Origin of the sequence: Azotobacter beijerinckii, from assembly GCF_900110885.1 — a bacterium.
Lineage (GTDB): Bacteria > Pseudomonadota > Gammaproteobacteria > Pseudomonadales > Pseudomonadaceae > Azotobacter > Azotobacter beijerinckii.
Genome location: NZ_FOFJ01000022.1, coordinates 1 through 18,798, shown reverse-complemented (window position 1 = coordinate 18,798; position 18,798 = coordinate 1). Strand labels below are relative to the sequence as shown.

The window sequence follows — 18,798 nt, the reverse complement described above, 5'->3', positions numbered from 1 at the left end:
AGCCAATGCGACTCTTTATTGCAGAAAAACCATCGGTAGCTAAAGCCATTGCCGGCGAGTTGGGCCAGACTGGACGCGGCGACGGCTTCATTGAATGCAATAGCGACGTGGTTACCTGGTGCTTTGGTCACATGCTGGAGCAGGCCGAGCCAGACGTTTATCTGCCCGAAGACGTACCGAGAAATCAAAGTGGCAAAAAAATCTGGCGGGCGGAAGATTTGCCAATCATTCCGGACACGTGGATTACCGAGCCGAAATCAGACGCCAAGCAGCAGCTCGCGGCTATTGGCCGGCTACTCAAAAAAGCCACTCTGATCGTCAATGCCGGCGACCCGGACAGGGAAGGGCAGCTACTTGTAGATGCTGTCCTAGAGTACTTCCGCAACACCAAGCCCGTTAAACGGTTTTGGGTATCGGCACAAGACTCGGTATCCGTGCAGCGCGGCCTGGCGGCGCTCAAGGATAACGAAGGGTATGCCGGTTGCGGAGCGGCTGCGCTCGCTCGCGGCCGTGCAGACTGGCTGATCGGCATGAACCTCAGCCGGGCCTACACACTGCGCTCGCAGCGCGGAGGTGGCCAGGCCGTCCTGTCCATCGGCCGGGTGCAAACCCCTACCTTGGCCCTGGTAGTAGCCCGTGACCGTGAAATTGAAGGCTTTAAGCCGGTGGATTACTTCAACATCGCCGGCACTTTCCAGCACGCAAACGGAATTTTTACGGCGAAGTGGATGCCGAAGGAAGACCAAGCCGGCATGGACTCCGAAAGCCGCTTGATCGACAAGCAGGTTGCCGAAGGGATCGTCCAGGCTGCTACTGGTCAGACGGGCCATGTCATCGAGCACACCGACACGCCGAAGAAAGACCAGCATCCGCGAGCCTTCGCACTTTCCGACATCACCCTTCTGGCGTCCAAGAAGTTCGGCTCTTCGGCCGAAGAGGTGTTGAAGGTCTGCCAATCACTGTACGAGACGCACAAGCTCACCAGTTACCCCCGCACAGACTGCGACTACCTGCCAGAGTCGCAGCATGAGGATGCGCCCCAAGTGCTGGCTGCGCTTAAAAAGGTAAACCCTGACTTGGCGCGGATCATCGACGCTTGCGATCCCACGATCAAGTCAAAGTCCTGGAACGACGCGAAGATCACCGCGCATCACGGGATCATCCCCACAATGCATGCAGGCGATGCCTCGGCGCTGTCAGTAAGCGAGCGCAACGTCTACAACCTGATCGTGCGGGCCTACTTGGCGCAATTTTTCCCGGTGCATGAGTACATGAGCACCAGGATTATCGTGGAAGTGGCCGGCGAGGCGTTTGGAGTAACCGGCAAGAGCGTCACCCGCAAAGGCTGGCGTGCCGTCTACAACGAGCAGTCGGAAGAAGAGGGAGCTGAGGAAGAGGGCGAAAACCGGGCGTTGCCGGCAGTGAAAAAGGGCGACTCGGCCGCTTGCCAGAAAGCGACCCTGGAGCCTACCAAGAGCACCCCGCCCGCCCGCCTCACGGAGGGCACCTTGGGCAAGGCGATGGAGAGCATCCATAAGTTCGTCACTGATCCCGAGCACAAGAAAATCCTCAAGGAAGGCGACGGTATCGGAACCTCGGCGACTCGCGCCTCAATCATCACTGAACTGAAAAACAAGAAATTTCTGGAGACGAAGGGCAAGGCCATCGTCAGCACTCAGCTCGGCCGGGGATTGATCGACGTCTTGCCAGAAGTCATCAGGAGTCCGGTGCTCACCGCGCTCTATGAGCGAATGCTGAAAAAAATCGAGCAAGGGGAAGGCAGCCTGGCCGACTTCATGGCCAAGCAAGAGCAATTTATACGGGATCAAGTGGCCAAGGCGAATGATGGCTCCATTACGGTCGCTGGATCGGCCGCGCCGGCGTGCCCGAAGTGCAAGGCCGGCTTCCTGCGCCGGTTTCCCCGTAAGAACAGCAATGGCTTTTTCTGGAGCTGCACGCGCTACCAGGAAGGTTGCGATGCGAGTTTCGACGACAAGGCCGGAAAGCCCGTTCCCAAAGTGCCTGTCACCGTTTCCCAAATCCACAAGTGCGGTGCTTGTGGTTGCGGCCTAATCCGTCGCCAAGGCACCAAGCGACCAGGCAAGCCGGCATTGCCGTGGTGGAGTTGCAGCGGTTATCCCGAGTGCAAGCAGTCATACCCCGACCTCAAGGGCAAGCCTGATTTCAATTTCAGCAGGCGATAAGGAGTTCACCATGACCACAAATAACGATCAGAACAACGGCCTCTTCCACGACGATCAGGTGGAGATTCCTTTTGACGATACGGACCACGTAGCCGAGTTGCTGCGCGAGAAGATGACTGACGCGATGTTGCCAGGCTACCAGGTCGAGTTCGATGCCGACGAGGCCCAGCAGGTGGGAGCATTCGAGGAAGATGCCTTGAGTGAGGAAGACGCCGTAGCTAGCGTCGATGACTTGGCTCGCTGATCTGTCATGGCGTTAACAGAAGACCAAGAGGGACAAGAGGGACACAGAAATGGACAACCATAAAAAAGCATTCCATGAAGAGGTTGCCGAGAAGCTCATCGAGCAGCTCAAGGAGGGGACCGCTCCTTGGCAAAAGCCTTGGTCGCCGGGAGAGCCAGGTTCTTCTCTACCCATGAACCCAACCACCGAGAAGCGCTACAAGGGTATCAACGCGATCAGGCTCATGATGGAAGGTCGCAGCGACCAGCGCTGGATGACCTACAAGCAGGCTCAGGCCGAAGGTGCTCAGGTACGCAAGGGCGAAAAGGGTACCTCGATCCAATATTGGAAGTTTTCTGAGGAGCGGACAAAGAAGGACGATAATGGCAAGCCCGTCATTGACACGAACGGCGAGCCGGTAAAGGAAAACATACCGCTTGAGCGGCCTCGAGTTTTCTTCGCCACTGTTTTCAACGCCGAGCAGATCGACGGTCTTCCGCCGATGCAGCGCAAGGAACAGACGTGGAACCCAATCGAGCGGGCCGAACACATCCTTGCTGCCTCGGATGCCCGAATCATCCACTCCGCAGGGGATCGTGCCTTTTACCGGCCTTCGACCGATAGCATCACAATGCCGGAGCGTGGGCAGTTCGAGACGGCTGACCGTTACTACGCGACCGCTTTGCATGAGCTGGGCCACTGGACAGGGCACCCATCCCGCCTTGATCGTGACCTGTCGAATCCGTTCGGCTCGGAAGCGTATGCCAAAGAAGAGCTTCGAGCCGAGATTGCGAGCATGATCCTCGGCGACGAGCTGGGGATTGGCCACGATCCGAAACAGCACACCGCCTATGTCGGATCATGGATCAAATCCTTGCAAGACGATCCTCTTGAGATTTTCCGAGCGGCTGCGGATGCCGAGAAAATTCAGAATTTTGTTCTGGCATTCGAGCAGAAACAGGTTCAAGACCAGCAGATCAGCGTCACTCAGGCAGTGGAGCAAGACCAGGAGCAAGCCGAAGTGCTCGCCCATATCCAGGAAACCCACCAGAACGCGAACCCTGGCTATAGCGCGTTGGAGTCTTGGCAAACGCTCCAGAAGACCGCCGCAGATAACGGTTATGAGGCCGTGCTGCGATGGTCGAACGCGGGAGAGCATGACCCTGACGTCAGGATTGAATATCGCGACAGCAGCGGCCAGGTGCTGCCAATTCATACAGAGTTGAACAGCGGTGACGGCAAGGCCGTTACCTGCCTTGATGGCCAGCGCGTTCCGGGCACTAGCATGACCTCGGACGATGAATGGCAGAGCGCCGCATTCAACTCGGCTATCGCCACCATGCAAAGCCGGAACCAGACTGAGGAGGCCGACATGGAGCAGGGCCAGCAGCTACTGAGAGAAGAACCCAGCTCGCAGCAGCTTGTCGCCGAACAGTGGGTGCTCAAGCAACTGGAAGGGGACATGCAGCCCGTTATCGGCCGTATGAATGAGCGGCAACTTGATACGGCTTATAACGTGCTGGACGCAATGCACCCAATGGCCAGCGATAATCCGTTCTGGCAACGGCATGAAACAATGGCTGAAGCGATGCTCAACGCCCCGGATGATTTCGAGCAGAAAATTTTTGACGCCAAGGAGGCAGTGGAACGGCGGAGGGAAATGCTCCATGAGCAGGTCAACCGTCCCGCGCTGCCAGCTGAAGACAGCCGGATCGCTGAAGTCCTCAAAGCGCATCGCAACAATGCTGACGCACCGCGAGAGGGAGTCACGGAACTGGTTCTGACGCACGCAGACGTCCCTCTCACACTACCCATGCCGAACGATTGGACCGGAGACATTCAGGTACGCGGCTGCAAGCCTGATGGAGACGGAGGCGTAGAAGAGGCACCACCGGGTAAAGCCGAGTTCTTCGGCCTCTATGCCCAGGACAGCCGAGGGCTGCACTTTTGGGTCGCGGACGCTGATGCTGAGCAGCAGGCCCTAGAGCTGGCCGACCGTTTGAAGACCATCGACGCATACGCTCAAACCGATGAGCACGAGCAAGCAGCACGGCTTGCCCGTCTCCATGAAGAGCAAGTGCGGCGCGATCCGAGCAGCACCGACGAGGATATTTCAGCGGCTAAAGAATCGCGCAAGAATGCTGAAATGGGCTTAATGCTCAACGACAGTGATTTGCAGCGTCGTATCGCCGAGCTGGAACGGAGCGAGAAGCAGGCCCAGCAATCCCAGGCTGGCGAAAAGCCGGCGAATACCGCAAAGGAAAAGACCTGGCTGGCGATTCCTTACGAGCAAAAAGATGAAGCCAAGCAGGCGGCAGGCAAGCTACCGAACGGGCAATCTGCCCTCGGCTTCGACAAGCCCGCCAAGTGCTGGTATGCGAAGCCCGGTGCGAACTTGGACAATGTTAAGCAATGGCTCCCTGAAAACCAGCAGCGCCAAGAGCCGGCTATGAAGCCACGCAATGAGTTTGCACAGGCGATGAAAGAGGCCGGGCTTGTGGTGGAGGGCGATCACCCAATCATGGATGGCAAGTGGCACCGCGTCCCCGTTGAGGGCGGTAGCAAGGGCAATACTTCGGGAGCTTATCGGGGATTTGAGCTGGCACCGGGTGAGAAGGGGATTCCGGCAGGGAGCATCCAGAATCACCGCACGGGTGTTAAGGCGACTTGGAAGGCCAAAGGGTACGCGATCAGCGAGAGTGAGAAGGCGACGTTTCAGGCCGATGCGGCGAAGAGGCTGGAGCAGCGTAGTATTGAGCGCGAGGCCAATCAGACCAGGGCTGTAAAGGCAATTAACGAATTGCTGGCGATTGCCCCTCAAGCGACGGCCAATCATACATATCTCAAGAACAAGCAAGCCCGGCCGGGCGACCTCAAGGTTGTGCCGGCGGACACCAGCGGGCTACCTGCCGACTCGATTATTCTCATCGGGAAAACCGCTAAGGACTCGAAAGCGCTACGCGAGGCGAACCCCGACAACCTGGTATTCACGGCTGGCGACCTGCTGCTGACGGCCCAAGACACCAAAGGCGACCTCAAGGCAGTGCAGTCGATCCGCCCGAATGGCACAAAGATGTTCGCGAAGGGAACAGAGAAGCACCAGAACTTTCATGTCGTCGGGGGGGACCTTGAGGCCCTGACCAAAGCACCGGCCATCGTAGTCGGAGAGGGTTATGCCACAGCCGACACGCTCTCTCAGAGCCTCGGCTATGCCACCGTTGCCGCGTTCGACTCGGGGAATCTCCCCCACGTCGCCAAGCAGCTTCGCGAGCAGTTCCCGGACAAGCCTTTCATCATTGCCGGCGACAACGATGTTCATCAGGAAATGATTGACGGAAAAAACCCCGGCCGAACGAAAGCGTTGGAGGCCGCGAAGGCGGTAGACGGCAAGGCCATCTTCCCCATCTTCGCCCCTAGAGAACAGAGCTATCCAGCAAACTTGGAGCCAATTGACCAGGAGAAGGCTCGGACCAACAAACTTACCCCTGAGCAGCAGGAGGCCATCAACCAGATGAAGCGCTTCACTGACTTCAACGACCTTGCTACAAAGAGCGTCCTTGGTCGCGAAGGACTGGATCGTCAGGTACGAGCGGAAGTGTCCCTTGCTATCAAGAAGCATCAGGAGCGCACCGAGCAGCAGCGTCTGGAGCAATTACAAACGCAGCAAGAGCAACGACAACCTCGCCGGGCAATGTCCCACTGATCCTAGGGGGGAATCGCCGAAGCGGTGTTTGGATAATTCTACGAAAAAAGGCGCGGCGCCTTTTTTCGTTTCTAAATGGGGAGCCCGCAGAATTCGGAAAAAATCGTAATCGCTAAGAACATCGTTTGGTCGCGGTAGGAATGGCAGTTACCTGCTACCCCCCGCACACCGACCGCGATCTCGCTCGCCACATACCGCCTCGGTCTGCAGGCGCTGATCATCCACGGCGCAGTCATGCCACCGGCATTGGCATCTCCACTGCTGCCGCTGGTGAACGGCTCTTCGGGGTCGGCCAGTTCTGGTTGCCGAGCGCATCGTCGCGGGGCGAGCCTCGACCAGCGACTGACTCCGCAGCTCGGGATTAGCAACTTGTTTTTGGTTATACGGTGTCTCCCCGCGATAATCCCCCAAGCTCGCATTCTGGGATGACGTCTCATGGACCTGATCGATAACATCAACGCGCTGCTCGGCGACGACCTCAAGGGCCAGCTCAAGCCCGGGGCCAAGCTGAAGATTGCGGCGTCCTGCTTCTCCATCTACGCCTATGTGGCGCTGAAGAAGGAGCTGGAGAGCATCGACTCCCTGGAGTTCATCTTCACCTCGCCGACCTTCGTGCCCAGCGAGGCGACGGACAAGCTGAAGAAGGAGCAGCGCGAGTTCCACATTCCCAAGGCCGAGCGCGAGCGCAGCCTCACCGGCAGTGAGTTCGAGATCCAGCTGAAGAACAAGCTCACCCAGAAGGCCATCGCCCGGGAATGTGCCGACTGGATTCGCCGCAAGGCCACCTTCCGTTCCAACCGGGGCATGGCTCCCATGCAGCCGTTCATCGGTGTGCGGGGGTCAGCGAACGAGGCTGTCTACATGCCGGTGCAGGGCTTCACCGCAGTGGATCTGGGCTACCAGAAGGGCAACGCGCTCTCCAACATCGTCACCCGCTTCGACGAGCCGGCCCATACCGGAATGTTCCTCAACCTGTTCGAGCAGATTTGGAACGACCAGGACAAGCTGGAAGGCGTCACCGCCCGGCTGTGCGACCACATCGCCTCGGTCTATCAGGAGAATGCCCCCGAGCGCATCTACTTCCTGATGCTCTACAACATCTTTCGCGAGTTCCTGGAGGACGTGAATGAGGACGTCCTGCCCAACGACCGTACCGGCTACCAGGACACCCTGATCTGGCAGGAGCTGTTCAACTTCCAGCACGACGCCGCCACCGGTCTGATCAACAAGCTGGAGACCTACAACGGCTGCATCCTGGCCGACAGCGTGGGCTTGGGCAAAACCTTCACCGCGCTGGCCGTGATCAAGTACTACGAGCTGCGTAACAAGTCCGTACTGGTGCTCTGTCCGAAGAAGCTGGCCGATAACTGGCTGACCTACAACCAGAACCTCAAGACCAACATCTTCGCCAAGGATCGCTTCGGCTATGACGTGCTCTGCCACACCGATCTCAGCCGCACCCGAGGCACTTCGCTGGGCATGCCGCTGGATCGCGTCAACTGGGGCAACTATGACCTGGTGGTGATCGACGAGTCGCACAACTTCCGCAACAACGACGTCTACAAGGACAAGGAAACCCGCTACCAGCGCCTGATGAATCAGGTCATCCGCCAAGGGGTGAAGACCAAGGTGCTGATGCTCTCGGCGACCCCGGTCAACAACCGCTTCAACGACCTGAAGAATCAGCTGGCTTTGGCCTACGAGGGCGACAGCGAGGCGCTGAGTAGCCGGCTGCGTGGCGGCAAGGACATTGACCTCATCTTCCGGCGCGCTCAGGCAGCCTTCAACGCCTGGTCCAACCTGCCGCCGGAGAAGCGTACCGCCACGGCGATCCTCAATACCCTGGACTTCGATTTCTTCGAGCTGCTGGACAGCGTGACCATCGCCCGCTCGCGCCGGCACATCGAAACCTTCTACAACACTGCCGACATCGGCCGCTTCCCCGAGCGCCGCAAGCCGTTGTCCTTCCACTGTCCGCTGACCCAGCGAGGCGACGTGATCGGCTTCAACGAGATCTTCAACCAGCTGTCGCAACTCAAGCTCGCCGTGTACGCGCCGGTCAGCTACATCCTGCCCAGCCGGCTGAAGAAGTACGAGGAGCTGTACGACACCCAGGTCGAAGGGGGCCGGGGCAAGCTCAGGCAGGCCGACCGCGAGAAGAGCCTGCAGGCGCTGATGACCACTAACCTGCTCAAGCGCCTGGAAAGCTCGGTGGAGGCCTTCCGCCTGACCCTGCAAAGCCTGCAGGCCAGCCACAGAAGCGCCCTGGAGAAAATCGCCACGTTCCGCAAGACCGGCGAGGCGAGCGACTTTGCCGATGTCACGGCAGCCTTCGAGGACGCCGACTTCGACGAGGACAGCCTGCCGATGCCGGGCGACTTCAGTATCGGCAAGAAGATCAAGATCAACCTGGAGGACATGGACCTGCCCTCCTGGGAGCAGGATCTGCAGGTCGACCTGCTGTTCATCGACGAGCTGCTTGGCGAGATGAGCAAGGTCACGCCCGCCGACGACGCCAAGCTGCAGCACCTGAAGACCCAGATCGCCAGCAAGATCACCTCGCCGATCAACCCCGGCAACAAGAAGGTGCTGGTTTTCACCGCCTTCGCCGACACCGCCAACTACCTGTACGCCAACCTGGCCGACTCCCTGCAGCGCAATTACCAGGTCCACACCGCCAAAGTCACCGGTAGCGACGCCCCCAAGTCCACCCTCGGTACCATGCCTGGCAGCCGCCAGAGCTACGACTTTCAGGGCCTGTTGACCCTGTTCTCGCCGCGCTCCAAGGAGAAGGCCGCGATCTACCCGGACGAGCCGCGCGAGATCGACATCCTGATCGGCACCGACTGCATTTCCGAAGGCCAGAACCTGCAGGACTGTGACTATCTGATCAACTACGACATCCACTGGAACCCGGTGCGGATCATCCAGCGCTTCGGCCGGGTGGACCGCATCGGCTCGCAGAACGCCAGTATCCAACTGGTCAACTACTGGCCGGACATCAGCCTGGACGAGTACATCAACCTCAAGGAGCGGGTGGAAAACCGCATGGTGATCGCCGACGTCACCGCGACCGGTGACGACAACGTGCTCAACGCCCAAGCCAACGACGTGGCCTACCGCAAGGAGCAACTGCGCCGCCTGCAGGATGAAGTGATCGAGATGGAAGACCTCAAGACCGGTGTCTCCATCACCGACCTCGGGCTCAACGACTTCCGTATGGACCTGCTCAACTACATCAAGAGCCACGGCGAGCTGAGCCATGTGCCCAACGGCATGCATGCTGTGGTGTCGTCCCGGCCTGAACTGGGCCTGCTGCCGGGCGTGATCTTCACCCTGCGCAACCGCAACCATGGCGTGGACATCAATCAGCAGAACCGCCTCTATCCCTACTACCTGATCTACATCGGCAACGACGGCCAGGTCATCAGCGACTACACCGAGGCTAAGCGCCTGCTGGATCTGGCCCGTACCGCCTGCAAGGGCCATGGTCAACCAATCCCGGAGGCCTACCAGCGCTTCAACCAGGCCACCGACGATGGCCGTGACATGCAGACCTACTCCAACCTGCTCGACCAAACCATTCACTCGATGATCGAGGTGAAGGAGGAGAAGGACATCGACAGTCTGTTCAGTGGCGGCAAGACCACGGCCTTGGTGGATACCATCGCCGGGTTGGACGACTTCGAGCTGATCGCCTTCATCGTCATTCAGGATGTGGCATGACCCAGACTACTCAGGTTCTGTTTGCGTTTCCCAGCCAGGCGAAGCTGGGCCGCGTGGTGCCCAAGAGCAAAATTTACGAACACGGCCAGCTTGCCAGCGCCCAGCGCGATAGGTTCGTCGCCCAGGTCGAGCAGATCCGCTGGGCCTACAAGCTGGCCCCGGAAACCATCAACCTGCCGGCGCGGACGGAGGCGCCCGAGATTCAAGTCTTCGACATCGCTCTGAAGGGCGCCGAGCTGGACGACGAGGTGCTGCGTGCCATCGATCAGGCCATCCCCTTTCCGATCATCTTCCAGTTGCACCGTGACCGACAGATCCGCATGGTGGCGGCCTTCAAGCGGCCTAGCCAGGCAGAAGCCGGCCAATGGGTGCTCGGCGATTACCTGAGCAGTCGCTGGCTGCCGGACGACGCCGAGCGACAGCCCCTGCCTATGGCTCTGGACCTGCAGGTGCTCTACGAACAACTGCTGCGCAACCTGCTGCCGCACCCTGCCCGCACCGGCGAGAGCCTGGCCGAGCAGCTGGAGCGGCTAGCCCGACTGCGTAGTAAGCAGAGCGAGTACCAGAAGCTGGAGGCTCGCCTGCACAGGGAAAAACAGTTCAACCGCAAGGTAGTGCTCAATGCCCAGTTGCGCGAGCTGAAGAATGAAATCGACCGGCTGAGCGCCTGACTCTCACCGGATAAGCAAGAACTCAAGAAGTACAGGAAGTCTGATGGACAAGCTGAAAATGCACTCGCCGAACCTGACCGAGACGAATATTGAGAAGCTGGTACAGCTTTTCCCAAATTGTGTGACCGAAGCCGCTGATGGTAAAGGTGGACTGAAAAAAGCCATCGACTTTGATCTGCTGCGGCAGGAGCTTTCGAACCATATTGTCGAGGGGCCGCAGGAGCGCTATCAGCTGAACTGGCCGGGCAAGCGCGAAGCCTTGCTCGTGGCCAATGCACCGATTGCCAAGACTTTGCGTCCCTGTCGGGATGAGAGTGTAGATTTTGATTCCACTAAGAATTTATTTATTGAAGGAGACAACCTGGAAGCGCTGAAGCTGCTGCAGGAAACCTATATTGGAAAAGTCAAGATGATCTACATAGATCCACCGTACAATACGGGCAATGACTTTATTTATGAGGATGACTTTTCAGAAAATATTGATGATTTTCTCAAACGGTCTTATCAAAAAGATGAGAGCGGTAGTCGTCTTGTAGCAAACGCCGAGTCTAATGGAAGGTTCCATTCGGATTGGTTGACTATGATTTACTCACGCCTGCGCTTAGCGAGAAACCTCTTAACAGATGATGGCGTGATTTTTATCAGTATTGGTGATGAGGAATGTCAGAACCTTCGCAAGATCTGCGATGAGATTTTTGGCGAAAAGAATTTCGTCTCACAGCTTGTTTGGGAAAAGAAAAAAAAGGGTGCCTTTCTTTCTGGAGCAGCGACAAATGTTAAGGAATACATTGTTACATACACTAAAAACATATCTTTGTTTTGTGGTCTGATTGGGCAAATTGCGAGAGGCGAAGAAACATATCCAGTTATTAAAACAACAAATTCTCGAGGTGAGAGAGTTATTAGAAAGGGGATTCCAAGTAAGTTTAGAGAGAAAGATTATATAATGCCTGCGGGTGGCAGAATAAGTTCTGGAAATATGGAGATGATCCTTCTTTCCGACCTTGTGATTGAAAATGGTATTTTGGCTGAAGATGTTAGTGTTGATAGTAATTGGATTTACTCTCAAAGCTTGCTTGATAAGTATGCTGAAGATAAAAGTTTATATGTAACACAGGATCTATATTTTAGGCGGGTTGTATCTGAGCCTAGGCATAAAATGCTTAAAGACCTTCTTCCAATGAAAGGGGAGTCTTCAACAGGTTTTGAGTTTGTCTATTCGGATGATTTGTTTGTTGATGGCTGGGGAACAAACGAGGATGCGTTTGATGAGCTGCATAGCCTATTTGGTGCACAAAGCCTTATGAGCTTTCCAAAACCATCGAAGCTAATTGCAAAGCTATGCCTCTCAGCATGTAGATTTGATCCAGAATGTATCGTAATGGATTTTTTTGCTGGTTCAGCTACAACGGCCCATTCAGTTCTCACCTTGAACTCGAAGGATGGTGGCAATCGTAAGTTCATTATAGTTCAGCTTCCTGAAGGCTGCGACACTCAATCTGAGGCCTTCAAGGCGGGGTACAAAAGCATCGCGGAAATTAGCAAAGAGCGTATCCGTCGTGCAGGGAAGAATGTTCTTCAAGGAAATTTGCACCAAAACTGGAGCAAAGATATCGGCTTCCGCGTCCTGAAAATTGACGCCTCCAATATGAAAGAGGTGTACTACATCCCCGATGCTGTCACTCAGGATCTGCTCTCCAGCCAGGTCGACAATATCCGCGAAGACCGTACCCCAGAAGACCTGCTGTTCCAGGTGCTGCTGGACTGGGGCGTAGACCTGGCCCTGCCGATCAGTCAGCAAACCATCGCCGGCAAGAACGTGTTCTTCGTGGATGGCAACGCCCTGCTGGCCTGCTTCGACAAGGGCATCGACGAGGCCTTCGTCAAACAGATCGCCGAGCACAAACCACTGCGCGTGGTTTTCCGCGACAACGGCTTCGCCAGCGATAGCGTGAAGATCAACGTCGAGCAGCTGTTCAAGCTGCTGTCGCCGATGACCGAGATCAAGACGCTCTGAGGGGGAAGCCGCAATGGACCGTCAGGCTTTGCAGGCGCTGCTGGGCTCGCTGATCGAGCGCTGGGAAGGCGAGGTGGTGGAGTTCAAGCGTGCCGGTAACGATTACTCGACCGACAAGATCGGCATGTATTTCTCTGCCCTGGCCAACGAGGCGAATCTGCGCAATCAGGACCGCGCCTGGCTGGTATTCGGCGTGGACAATCACAGTCGCAAGCCTGTTGGAACCGATTACCGCCAGAAGCCTGAACACCTGCACAGCCTGAAGATGCAGATCTCCGACTCTACGGAGCCCAGCATCACCCTGCGCAATATCCACGAGCTGCTGCTGGAGGAGGGACGGATGCTGCTCTTCGAGATCCCGGCCGCTCCGTTGGGGATGCCGATTGCCTGGAAGGGGCATTACTACGCTCGTTCCGGGGAAAGCCTGACACACCTGGGGCTGGACAAGCTCGACGACATTCGTCGTCAGGTGGGGGCAGCAGACTGGTCCGCGCAGCTGGTACCGGGGGCGGCGCTCGCTCACCTGGATGGTGCCGCCCTGGCTCGGGCTCGGGAGTCGTTTGCCAAGAAGTACGCCAACCGTTTTGATGTCGAGACGGTCATGGGCTGGACGGACGCAACCTTTCTCGACCGCGCCAAACTGACCCGCGATGGCCAGATTACCCGTGCCACGCTGCTGTTGCTGGGCAAGCAGGAATCGGCGCACTTGCTGTCTCCCCATCCGGCGCAGCTGACCTGGAAGCTGGAGGGGCCGGAGCGAGCCTATGAGCATTTCGGACCACCCTTCCTGCTCAGCAGCAGTGGCCTCTATCAGAAGATCCGCAACATCCAGATCCGCATCCTGCCGGAGGATCAGCTCCTGGCCGTGGAGCTGGCCAAGTACGACCAGAAGATCGTCCTGGAAGCCTTGCACAACTGCATCGCTCACCAGGACTACAGCCGCAATGGTCGAATCATCGTGACCGAGTTTCCGGATCGGCTGATCCTGGAGAACGAAGGCAGTTTCTTCGAAGGCCAGCCCAGCGACTATATCGCCGGCACCAAGACCCCTCGGCGTTACCGTAACCCCTTCCTGGCCCAGGCCATGGCCGAGTTGAACATGATCGACACCATGGGCTACGGCATTCATGAGATCCATCTGGGCCAAGCCCGGCGTTTCTTCCCCATGCCGGATTACGACCTGAGCGAGCCGCAGACAGTACGGATGACCATCCATGGGCGTGTGGTGGACCCTGCCTACAGTCGCATGCTGATCCAGAAGACCGATCTTGCTCTGGAGGACATCCTTGCGCTCGACCGTGTGCAGAAAAAACTCCCGCTTGATCCCGCTGCAGTAAAGCGGCTGCGCAAGGCGGGGCTGATCGAAGGACGAAAGCCGAATCTGCATGTCTCCGCCGCCGTGGCCAAGGCTACGGCCAGCAAGGCCGAATACATCCGCACGCGCGGCTTCGACGATGCGCACTACAAGCAGTTGATCATCGAGCTTTTGACGAAATTCGGTACGGCAAGTCGCCAGGATGTCGACCATCTGCTGCTCGGCAAGCTGAGCGACGCGCTGGACGATCAGCAGAAGCAGACCAAGATCGGCCACCTGCTGACCAGTCTGAGGCGGGCGGAGCGCATCAGAAACATCGGCTCCCGCAAGGCCCCGGTGTGGGTGCTTGCAGAATAAATGCAGAATAAATCGGCCGCCCTGCAGGATAAGTGCAGAATAAATCTGCCATAACCATTTGTTTTTAAATAGATTCTGTCTTGCGGCATCTGCCGGGGACGCCCAGATTCGCAGGAATCGAATATGAAATTGAAGTTCAAGGAACAGGCCTACCAGCTCCACGCCGTGGAGTCCCTGGCCGACTGCTTTGCCGGCCAGCCCAAGTCGTCGGGCGTGAACTATCGCATTGACCCAGGCGTCAAGCCGGCTGTACCAACCACACCGCAGCAGGTTTCTCTGGCCGGGATGGAGCTACAGCAGGCTCTCGCACCTGTAGATGCCGGTTTCCGCAATGCCGACCTGGCTCTGAGCCTATCCCAGCTGCTGGCCAACGTGCAGGCCGTGCAGCGCCGGCAGAACCTGCCGCAGTCTGCGGCTCTGGTACATGACAAGAAGACCGGCTGCTCGATCAACCTCGACATCGAGATGGAAACCGGCACCGGCAAGACCTACTGCTACATCCGTAGCATGTTCGAGCTGAACAAGCGCTACGGCTGGAGCAAGTTCATCGTCGTGGTGCCAAGCATTGCCATCCGCGAGGGGGTCTACAAGTCGCTGCAGATCACCGCCGAGCACTTCCTGGAGCGCTATGGCAAGAAGGCGCGCTTTTTCATTTATAGCTCCAAGCAGCTGCATAACCTGGAGAGCTTCTCCTCGGACGCCGGCATCAACGTCATGGTGATCAACGTCCAGGCATTCAACGCCAAGGGCAAGGACAACCGACGGATCTACGAGGAGCTGGACGACTTCCAGTCCCGTCGCCCCATCGACGTGATCAAGGCCAACCGGCCGATTCTGTTTCTCGACGAGCCGCAGAAGATGGAAGGAGCCAAGACGCTCGACTCGCTCAGCGAGTTCGACCCGCTGTTCATCGCGCGTTACTCGGCTACTCACAAGACCGACTACAACAAGATCCATCGCCTCGACGCTCTGGATGCCTATAACCAGAAGCTGGTGAAGAAGATCAAGGTGAACGGTATCACGGTGAAAGGCCTGACCGGCACCAATGCCTATCTGTATCTGGAAAGCATCGAGGTTTCCGCCAACAAGCCGCCCATGGCGCGCGTGGAGATGGAGATCAAGCAAAACAGTGGCATCAAGCGGGTCGTGCGCAAGCTTGGCCGCGGTGACAACCTGTACGAGCGGTCCGACGGACTGGACCAGTACAAGGAGGGTTATGTCGTCGCCGAGATCGATGCGCGCATCGACACCCTAAGCTTCACCAACGGCGTGGAGCTGATGGCCGGCGAGGCTATGGGCAACCTGGACGAGCCGGCCATGCGCCGCATCCAGATTCGCGAGGCGGTGAAGGCCCACTTCGACAAGGAAATGATGCTGTTCAGCAAGGATATCAAGGTGCTGACGCTGTTCTTCATCGACGAGGTGGCCAAGTACCGTCAGTATGACGAGAGCGGCGAGCAGCCCGGCGAGTATGCGCAAGTCTTCGAGGAGGAGTACAACGCCTACCTCAACGAGGTGCTGAGCCTGGAGGACACGCCCTACAACCGCTATCTGAAGGGCATTCAGGTCGGCAAGACCCACAACGGCTACTTCTCCATCGACAAGAAGAGCAAGCGCCTGGTTGATCCGGAAACCGGCAAGAAGTCCACCGAAACCGACGATGTGGATGCCTACGACCTGATCCTCAAGGACAAGGAACGCCTGCTGTCCTTTGACGAGCCGGTGCGCTTCATCTTCTCCCACTCGGCCCTGCGCGAAGGTTGGGACAACCCCAACGTCTTCGTGATCTGCACCCTCAAGCACAGCGACAACACCATCTCCCGTCGTCAGGAGGTTGGACGTGGCCTGCGCCTGTCGGTCAACCAGAATGGCGAGCGTATGGACTACCCGGCCACAGTCCATGACATCAACGAGCTGACCGTGGTGGCTAGCGAGAGCTACCGGACGTTCGTGGATGGACTCCAGAAGGACATCAGCGAGTCCTTGTTGGCCAGACCGCGTGAGGCCAATGAGAAATACTTCACCGGCAAGATCCTGCAGACGCCGACCGGCGAAGTGGAGGTCACGCCGCAGCTGGCCAAGCAGATCTACAAGTACCTGCTGAAGAACGACTACACCGACGACAACGACCAGATCACCCCGGCCTATCACGAGGCCAAGCGGGAAGAGCAATTGGCCGAATTGCCTGCAGAGCTGCAGCCCTATGCCCAGCAGGTATTCCAGCTGATCGACAGCGTATTCAGCGCAGGGCAGATACCTGTTCCCAGCGATGGCCGCAAGGCCAAGGTCAATCCGCTGAACATGGCTAATTTCGAAAAGAAAGAGTTCCAGGCGCTGTGGAGCAAGATCAATCGCAAAGCCGCCTACACGGTGGATTTCGATGCAGGAGAACTGGTTGAAAAATGCATCACCGCACTCAACGACAAGGATGAGGGGCTGCGCGTAAAGCCCATGCAGTACATTATCGAGCGTGGCATCCAGAAAGAGCATGCCAGCTTCGACGAACTGAAGCAGGGCGAGGCTTTCAAGCTCGCACAGACGGCGACCGAAACGTACACCCACTCGGTTCATTCTGCGGTGAAGTACGATCTGCTCGGCAATCTGGCTGAGGCCACCCATCTGACGCGCCGAACCATCGCTCGCATTTTGCAGGGCCTCAATGCTGCCGTTTTCAGCCAGTACAAGACCAACCCTGAAGACTTCATCGCCAAGGCTGGCTCCCTGATCAACGAGCAGAAGGCTACCGCCATCATCGAGCACATCGCCTACGATCCGGTGGAAGACAGCCACAGCTCGGATATCTTCACCGCCGAGAAGCCCAAGGACGACTTCAGCAACGCCTTTGAAGCCAAGCGTCACATCTACGACTACGTGTTCACCGACTCGACCAACGAGCGCAAATTCGTCGAGAACCTGGACGCCAGCACCGAGGTGGTGGTCTACGCCAAGCTGCCGAAGAGCTTCTTCATCCCGACGCCGGTCGGCAACTATAACCCCGACTGGGCCATCGCTTTCCAGGAAGGAAAGGTGAAGCACATCTACTTCATCGCCGAGACCAAGGGCTCCATGTCCAGCCTGGATCTGCGCGCCATTGAAGCCTCCAAGATTGCCTGCGCCCGTAAGTTCTTCAAGAAGATCACGTCGGACCAAGTGAAGTACGACGTAGTGGATGGATATGGGAAGTTGATGGAACTGGTGAAATGACTGAGCGGAGCTTCTCTTCGTAGAAGCTGGACTTCAGCAGGGCGGAGCCTCCTTTGAGGCTCCGCCCCTCTTGGGCTATTACGGCACGTTTTTGACCATGAATAGCCGCATTTGCCAGATGCTGTCTGGCAAATCGCGCTGAAGTGACCGCCCAACAAGGTACGAGTCGCCGAATATCACACGGTATTGCCCGATGAACGGCTTCTGCCCGGTTATACTCGCGGGCCGAATTCCAACCTGGATTGAATAATGAACAAAGCTGACTTGATCGCCGCCGTTGCTGCCTCTGCGGACCTGCCGAAAACGACCGCCACCACAGTAGTGGACGCCTTCACCGCTGCCATCACCAGCACCTTGCAGAAGGGCGAGCCCGTCACCCTGGTCGGCTTCGGCACCTTCGAGGTGAAGGAGCGCGCCGCCCGTGAAGGTCGCAACCCGCAGACCGGGGCCGCGATCCAGATTGCTGCCGCCAAGCTGCCGGGCTTCAAGCCGGGCAAGGGCCTGAAAGACGCCCTGAATCAGGAAGTGTCCGAGGCAGCAGTCTGAGAGACCTGCAGCACGATCTGCCGGGATGAGGTGTGGTTAGGTGTAACGACCTGCAAACGAAAACGGCCCGACCTGCAATCAGGGCGATTTTCGACCGGGATTAACTGCGACTGACCGATCTGGCCAACCAGCATTAATTGCGAATGAACCTGCAATCGATCAGGTGAGCCTGCAATGGAAAGAGTTCCGGCCAGGATTAACTGCGACTATTCACTGGGTTCGCTAGCGTCCAACAAACGATGGTTTTCCAGACGCTAGCGTCGATGAAATTCGGTAAGCCACCTTACTCTGCCTGATCGCTCTACGAATCCTGTTCAGAAATCAAAGTCCAGTTTCACGGACTCTTGAAGAGATTCTGGACGTTCGATCAGATGCAGCTAGTTCTGGCTGGCTCCGATGGAATGCAGGTCGGCGCGGATCAATGCAGGTTCATTCGCAGTTAATGCTGGTTGGCCAGATCGGTCAGTCGCAGTTAATCCCGGTCGAAAATCGCCCTGATTGGTAACCGCTCCATAAACCCTACCTTCGAAACCACGCCCTGAGATCTGATGCTGAGCTCCCGATTCCTTCTGGAACTTGCCCCGCATGATGCGTCCCGCCCCCAACGTCAAAGCTGTTTACCTCTACCCCAAGCCGGTCGATTTCCGTAAATCCATCAATGGCTTGGCAGCCCTGGTCGAGTTGGATATCAAGGTCGCGGTGTTCGACCCTGTGTTGTTCGTCTTCCTCAATCGCACACGCAACCAAGTGAAAATTCTGTACTGGCATCGCAACGGCTTCTGTCTGTGGCTCAAGCGCCTGGAGGCCGAGCGGTTCAAGACCAAGCCGGATG

At 57.4% G+C, this 18,798-nt stretch carries 10 protein-coding genes; all 10 read left to right on the top strand.

All coding sequences use genetic code 11. From position 1 onward, the window contains the following. Positions 1–5: 5 nt before the first annotated feature. A complete protein-coding gene (locus BMY22_RS12575) occupies positions 6–2,204 on the top strand; it encodes a DNA topoisomerase III (RefSeq protein WP_090622448.1) in 2,199 nt (732 codons plus the stop codon). A gap of 10 nt (positions 2,205–2,214) precedes the next feature. After that, on the top strand, positions 2,215–2,448 hold the full coding sequence (locus tag BMY22_RS25370; protein WP_090622446.1) for a hypothetical protein: 234 nt from the start codon (positions 2,215–2,217) through the stop codon (positions 2,446–2,448). Between the two features lie 49 nt (positions 2,449–2,497). Beyond that, positions 2,498–6,130 carry a zincin-like metallopeptidase domain-containing protein gene (locus tag BMY22_RS24890; protein WP_244158862.1) on the top strand — a complete coding sequence of 1,211 codons (3,633 nt, stop codon included), beginning with the start codon at positions 2,498–2,500 and terminating at the stop codon, positions 6,128–6,130. A gap of 435 nt (positions 6,131–6,565) precedes the next feature. Further along, entirely contained in the window at positions 6,566–9,856 is a 3,291-nt protein-coding gene (locus tag BMY22_RS12560; RefSeq protein WP_090622444.1) for a helicase-related protein, read from the top strand. Continuing rightward, the gene (locus tag BMY22_RS12555) at positions 9,853–10,527 is read left to right on the top strand and encodes a DUF4391 domain-containing protein (protein WP_090622442.1); all 675 of its coding nucleotides are present in this window, start codon (positions 9,853–9,855) and stop codon (positions 10,525–10,527) included. The genes BMY22_RS12560 and BMY22_RS12555 overlap by 4 nt, the downstream gene beginning before the upstream one ends. A gap of 43 nt (positions 10,528–10,570) precedes the next feature. After that, positions 10,571–12,544: a site-specific DNA-methyltransferase gene (locus BMY22_RS12550; RefSeq protein ID WP_090622440.1), complete on the top strand. Its 1,974-nt coding sequence runs from the start codon at positions 10,571–10,573 to the stop codon at positions 12,542–12,544. A gap of 28 nt (positions 12,545–12,572) precedes the next feature. Then, a complete protein-coding gene (locus tag BMY22_RS12545) occupies positions 12,573–14,216 on the top strand; it encodes an RNA-binding domain-containing protein (protein ID WP_244158861.1) in 1,644 nt (547 codons plus the stop codon). Positions 14,217–14,339: 123 nt separating this feature from the next. Beyond that, the gene (locus tag BMY22_RS12540) at positions 14,340–17,420 is read left to right on the top strand and encodes a type III restriction-modification system endonuclease (RefSeq protein ID WP_090622436.1); all 3,081 of its coding nucleotides are present in this window, start codon (positions 14,340–14,342) and stop codon (positions 17,418–17,420) included. Positions 17,421–17,669: 249 nt separating this feature from the next. After that, positions 17,670–17,966: an HU family DNA-binding protein gene (locus tag BMY22_RS12535; RefSeq protein WP_090622433.1), complete on the top strand. Its 297-nt coding sequence runs from the start codon at positions 17,670–17,672 to the stop codon at positions 17,964–17,966. 585 nt (positions 17,967–18,551) lie between these two features. Beyond that, a partial coding sequence (tnpB, locus tag BMY22_RS12530) for an IS66 family insertion sequence element accessory protein TnpB (protein WP_139204230.1) occupies positions 18,552–18,798 on the top strand: 247 nt, incomplete at its 3' end.

Bases quoted from the DNA above. Each gene is read 5' to 3' on its own strand.
- BMY22_RS12575 (WP_090622448.1), top strand. From the start codon at position 6: ATGCGACTCTTTATTGCAGAAAAACCATCGGTAGCTAAAGCCATTGCC.
- BMY22_RS25370 (WP_090622446.1), top strand. From the start codon at position 2,215: ATGACCACAAATAACGATCAGAACAACGGCCTCTTCCACGACGATCAG.
- BMY22_RS24890 (WP_244158862.1), top strand. From the start codon at position 2,498: ATGGACAACCATAAAAAAGCATTCCATGAAGAGGTTGCCGAGAAGCTC.
- BMY22_RS12560 (WP_090622444.1), top strand. From the start codon at position 6,566: ATGGACCTGATCGATAACATCAACGCGCTGCTCGGCGACGACCTCAAG.
- BMY22_RS12555 (WP_090622442.1), top strand. From the start codon at position 9,853: ATGACCCAGACTACTCAGGTTCTGTTTGCGTTTCCCAGCCAGGCGAAG.
- BMY22_RS12550 (WP_090622440.1), top strand. From the start codon at position 10,571: ATGGACAAGCTGAAAATGCACTCGCCGAACCTGACCGAGACGAATATT.
- BMY22_RS12540 (WP_090622436.1), top strand. From the start codon at position 14,340: ATGAAATTGAAGTTCAAGGAACAGGCCTACCAGCTCCACGCCGTGGAG.
- BMY22_RS12535 (WP_090622433.1), top strand. From the start codon at position 17,670: ATGAACAAAGCTGACTTGATCGCCGCCGTTGCTGCCTCTGCGGACCTG.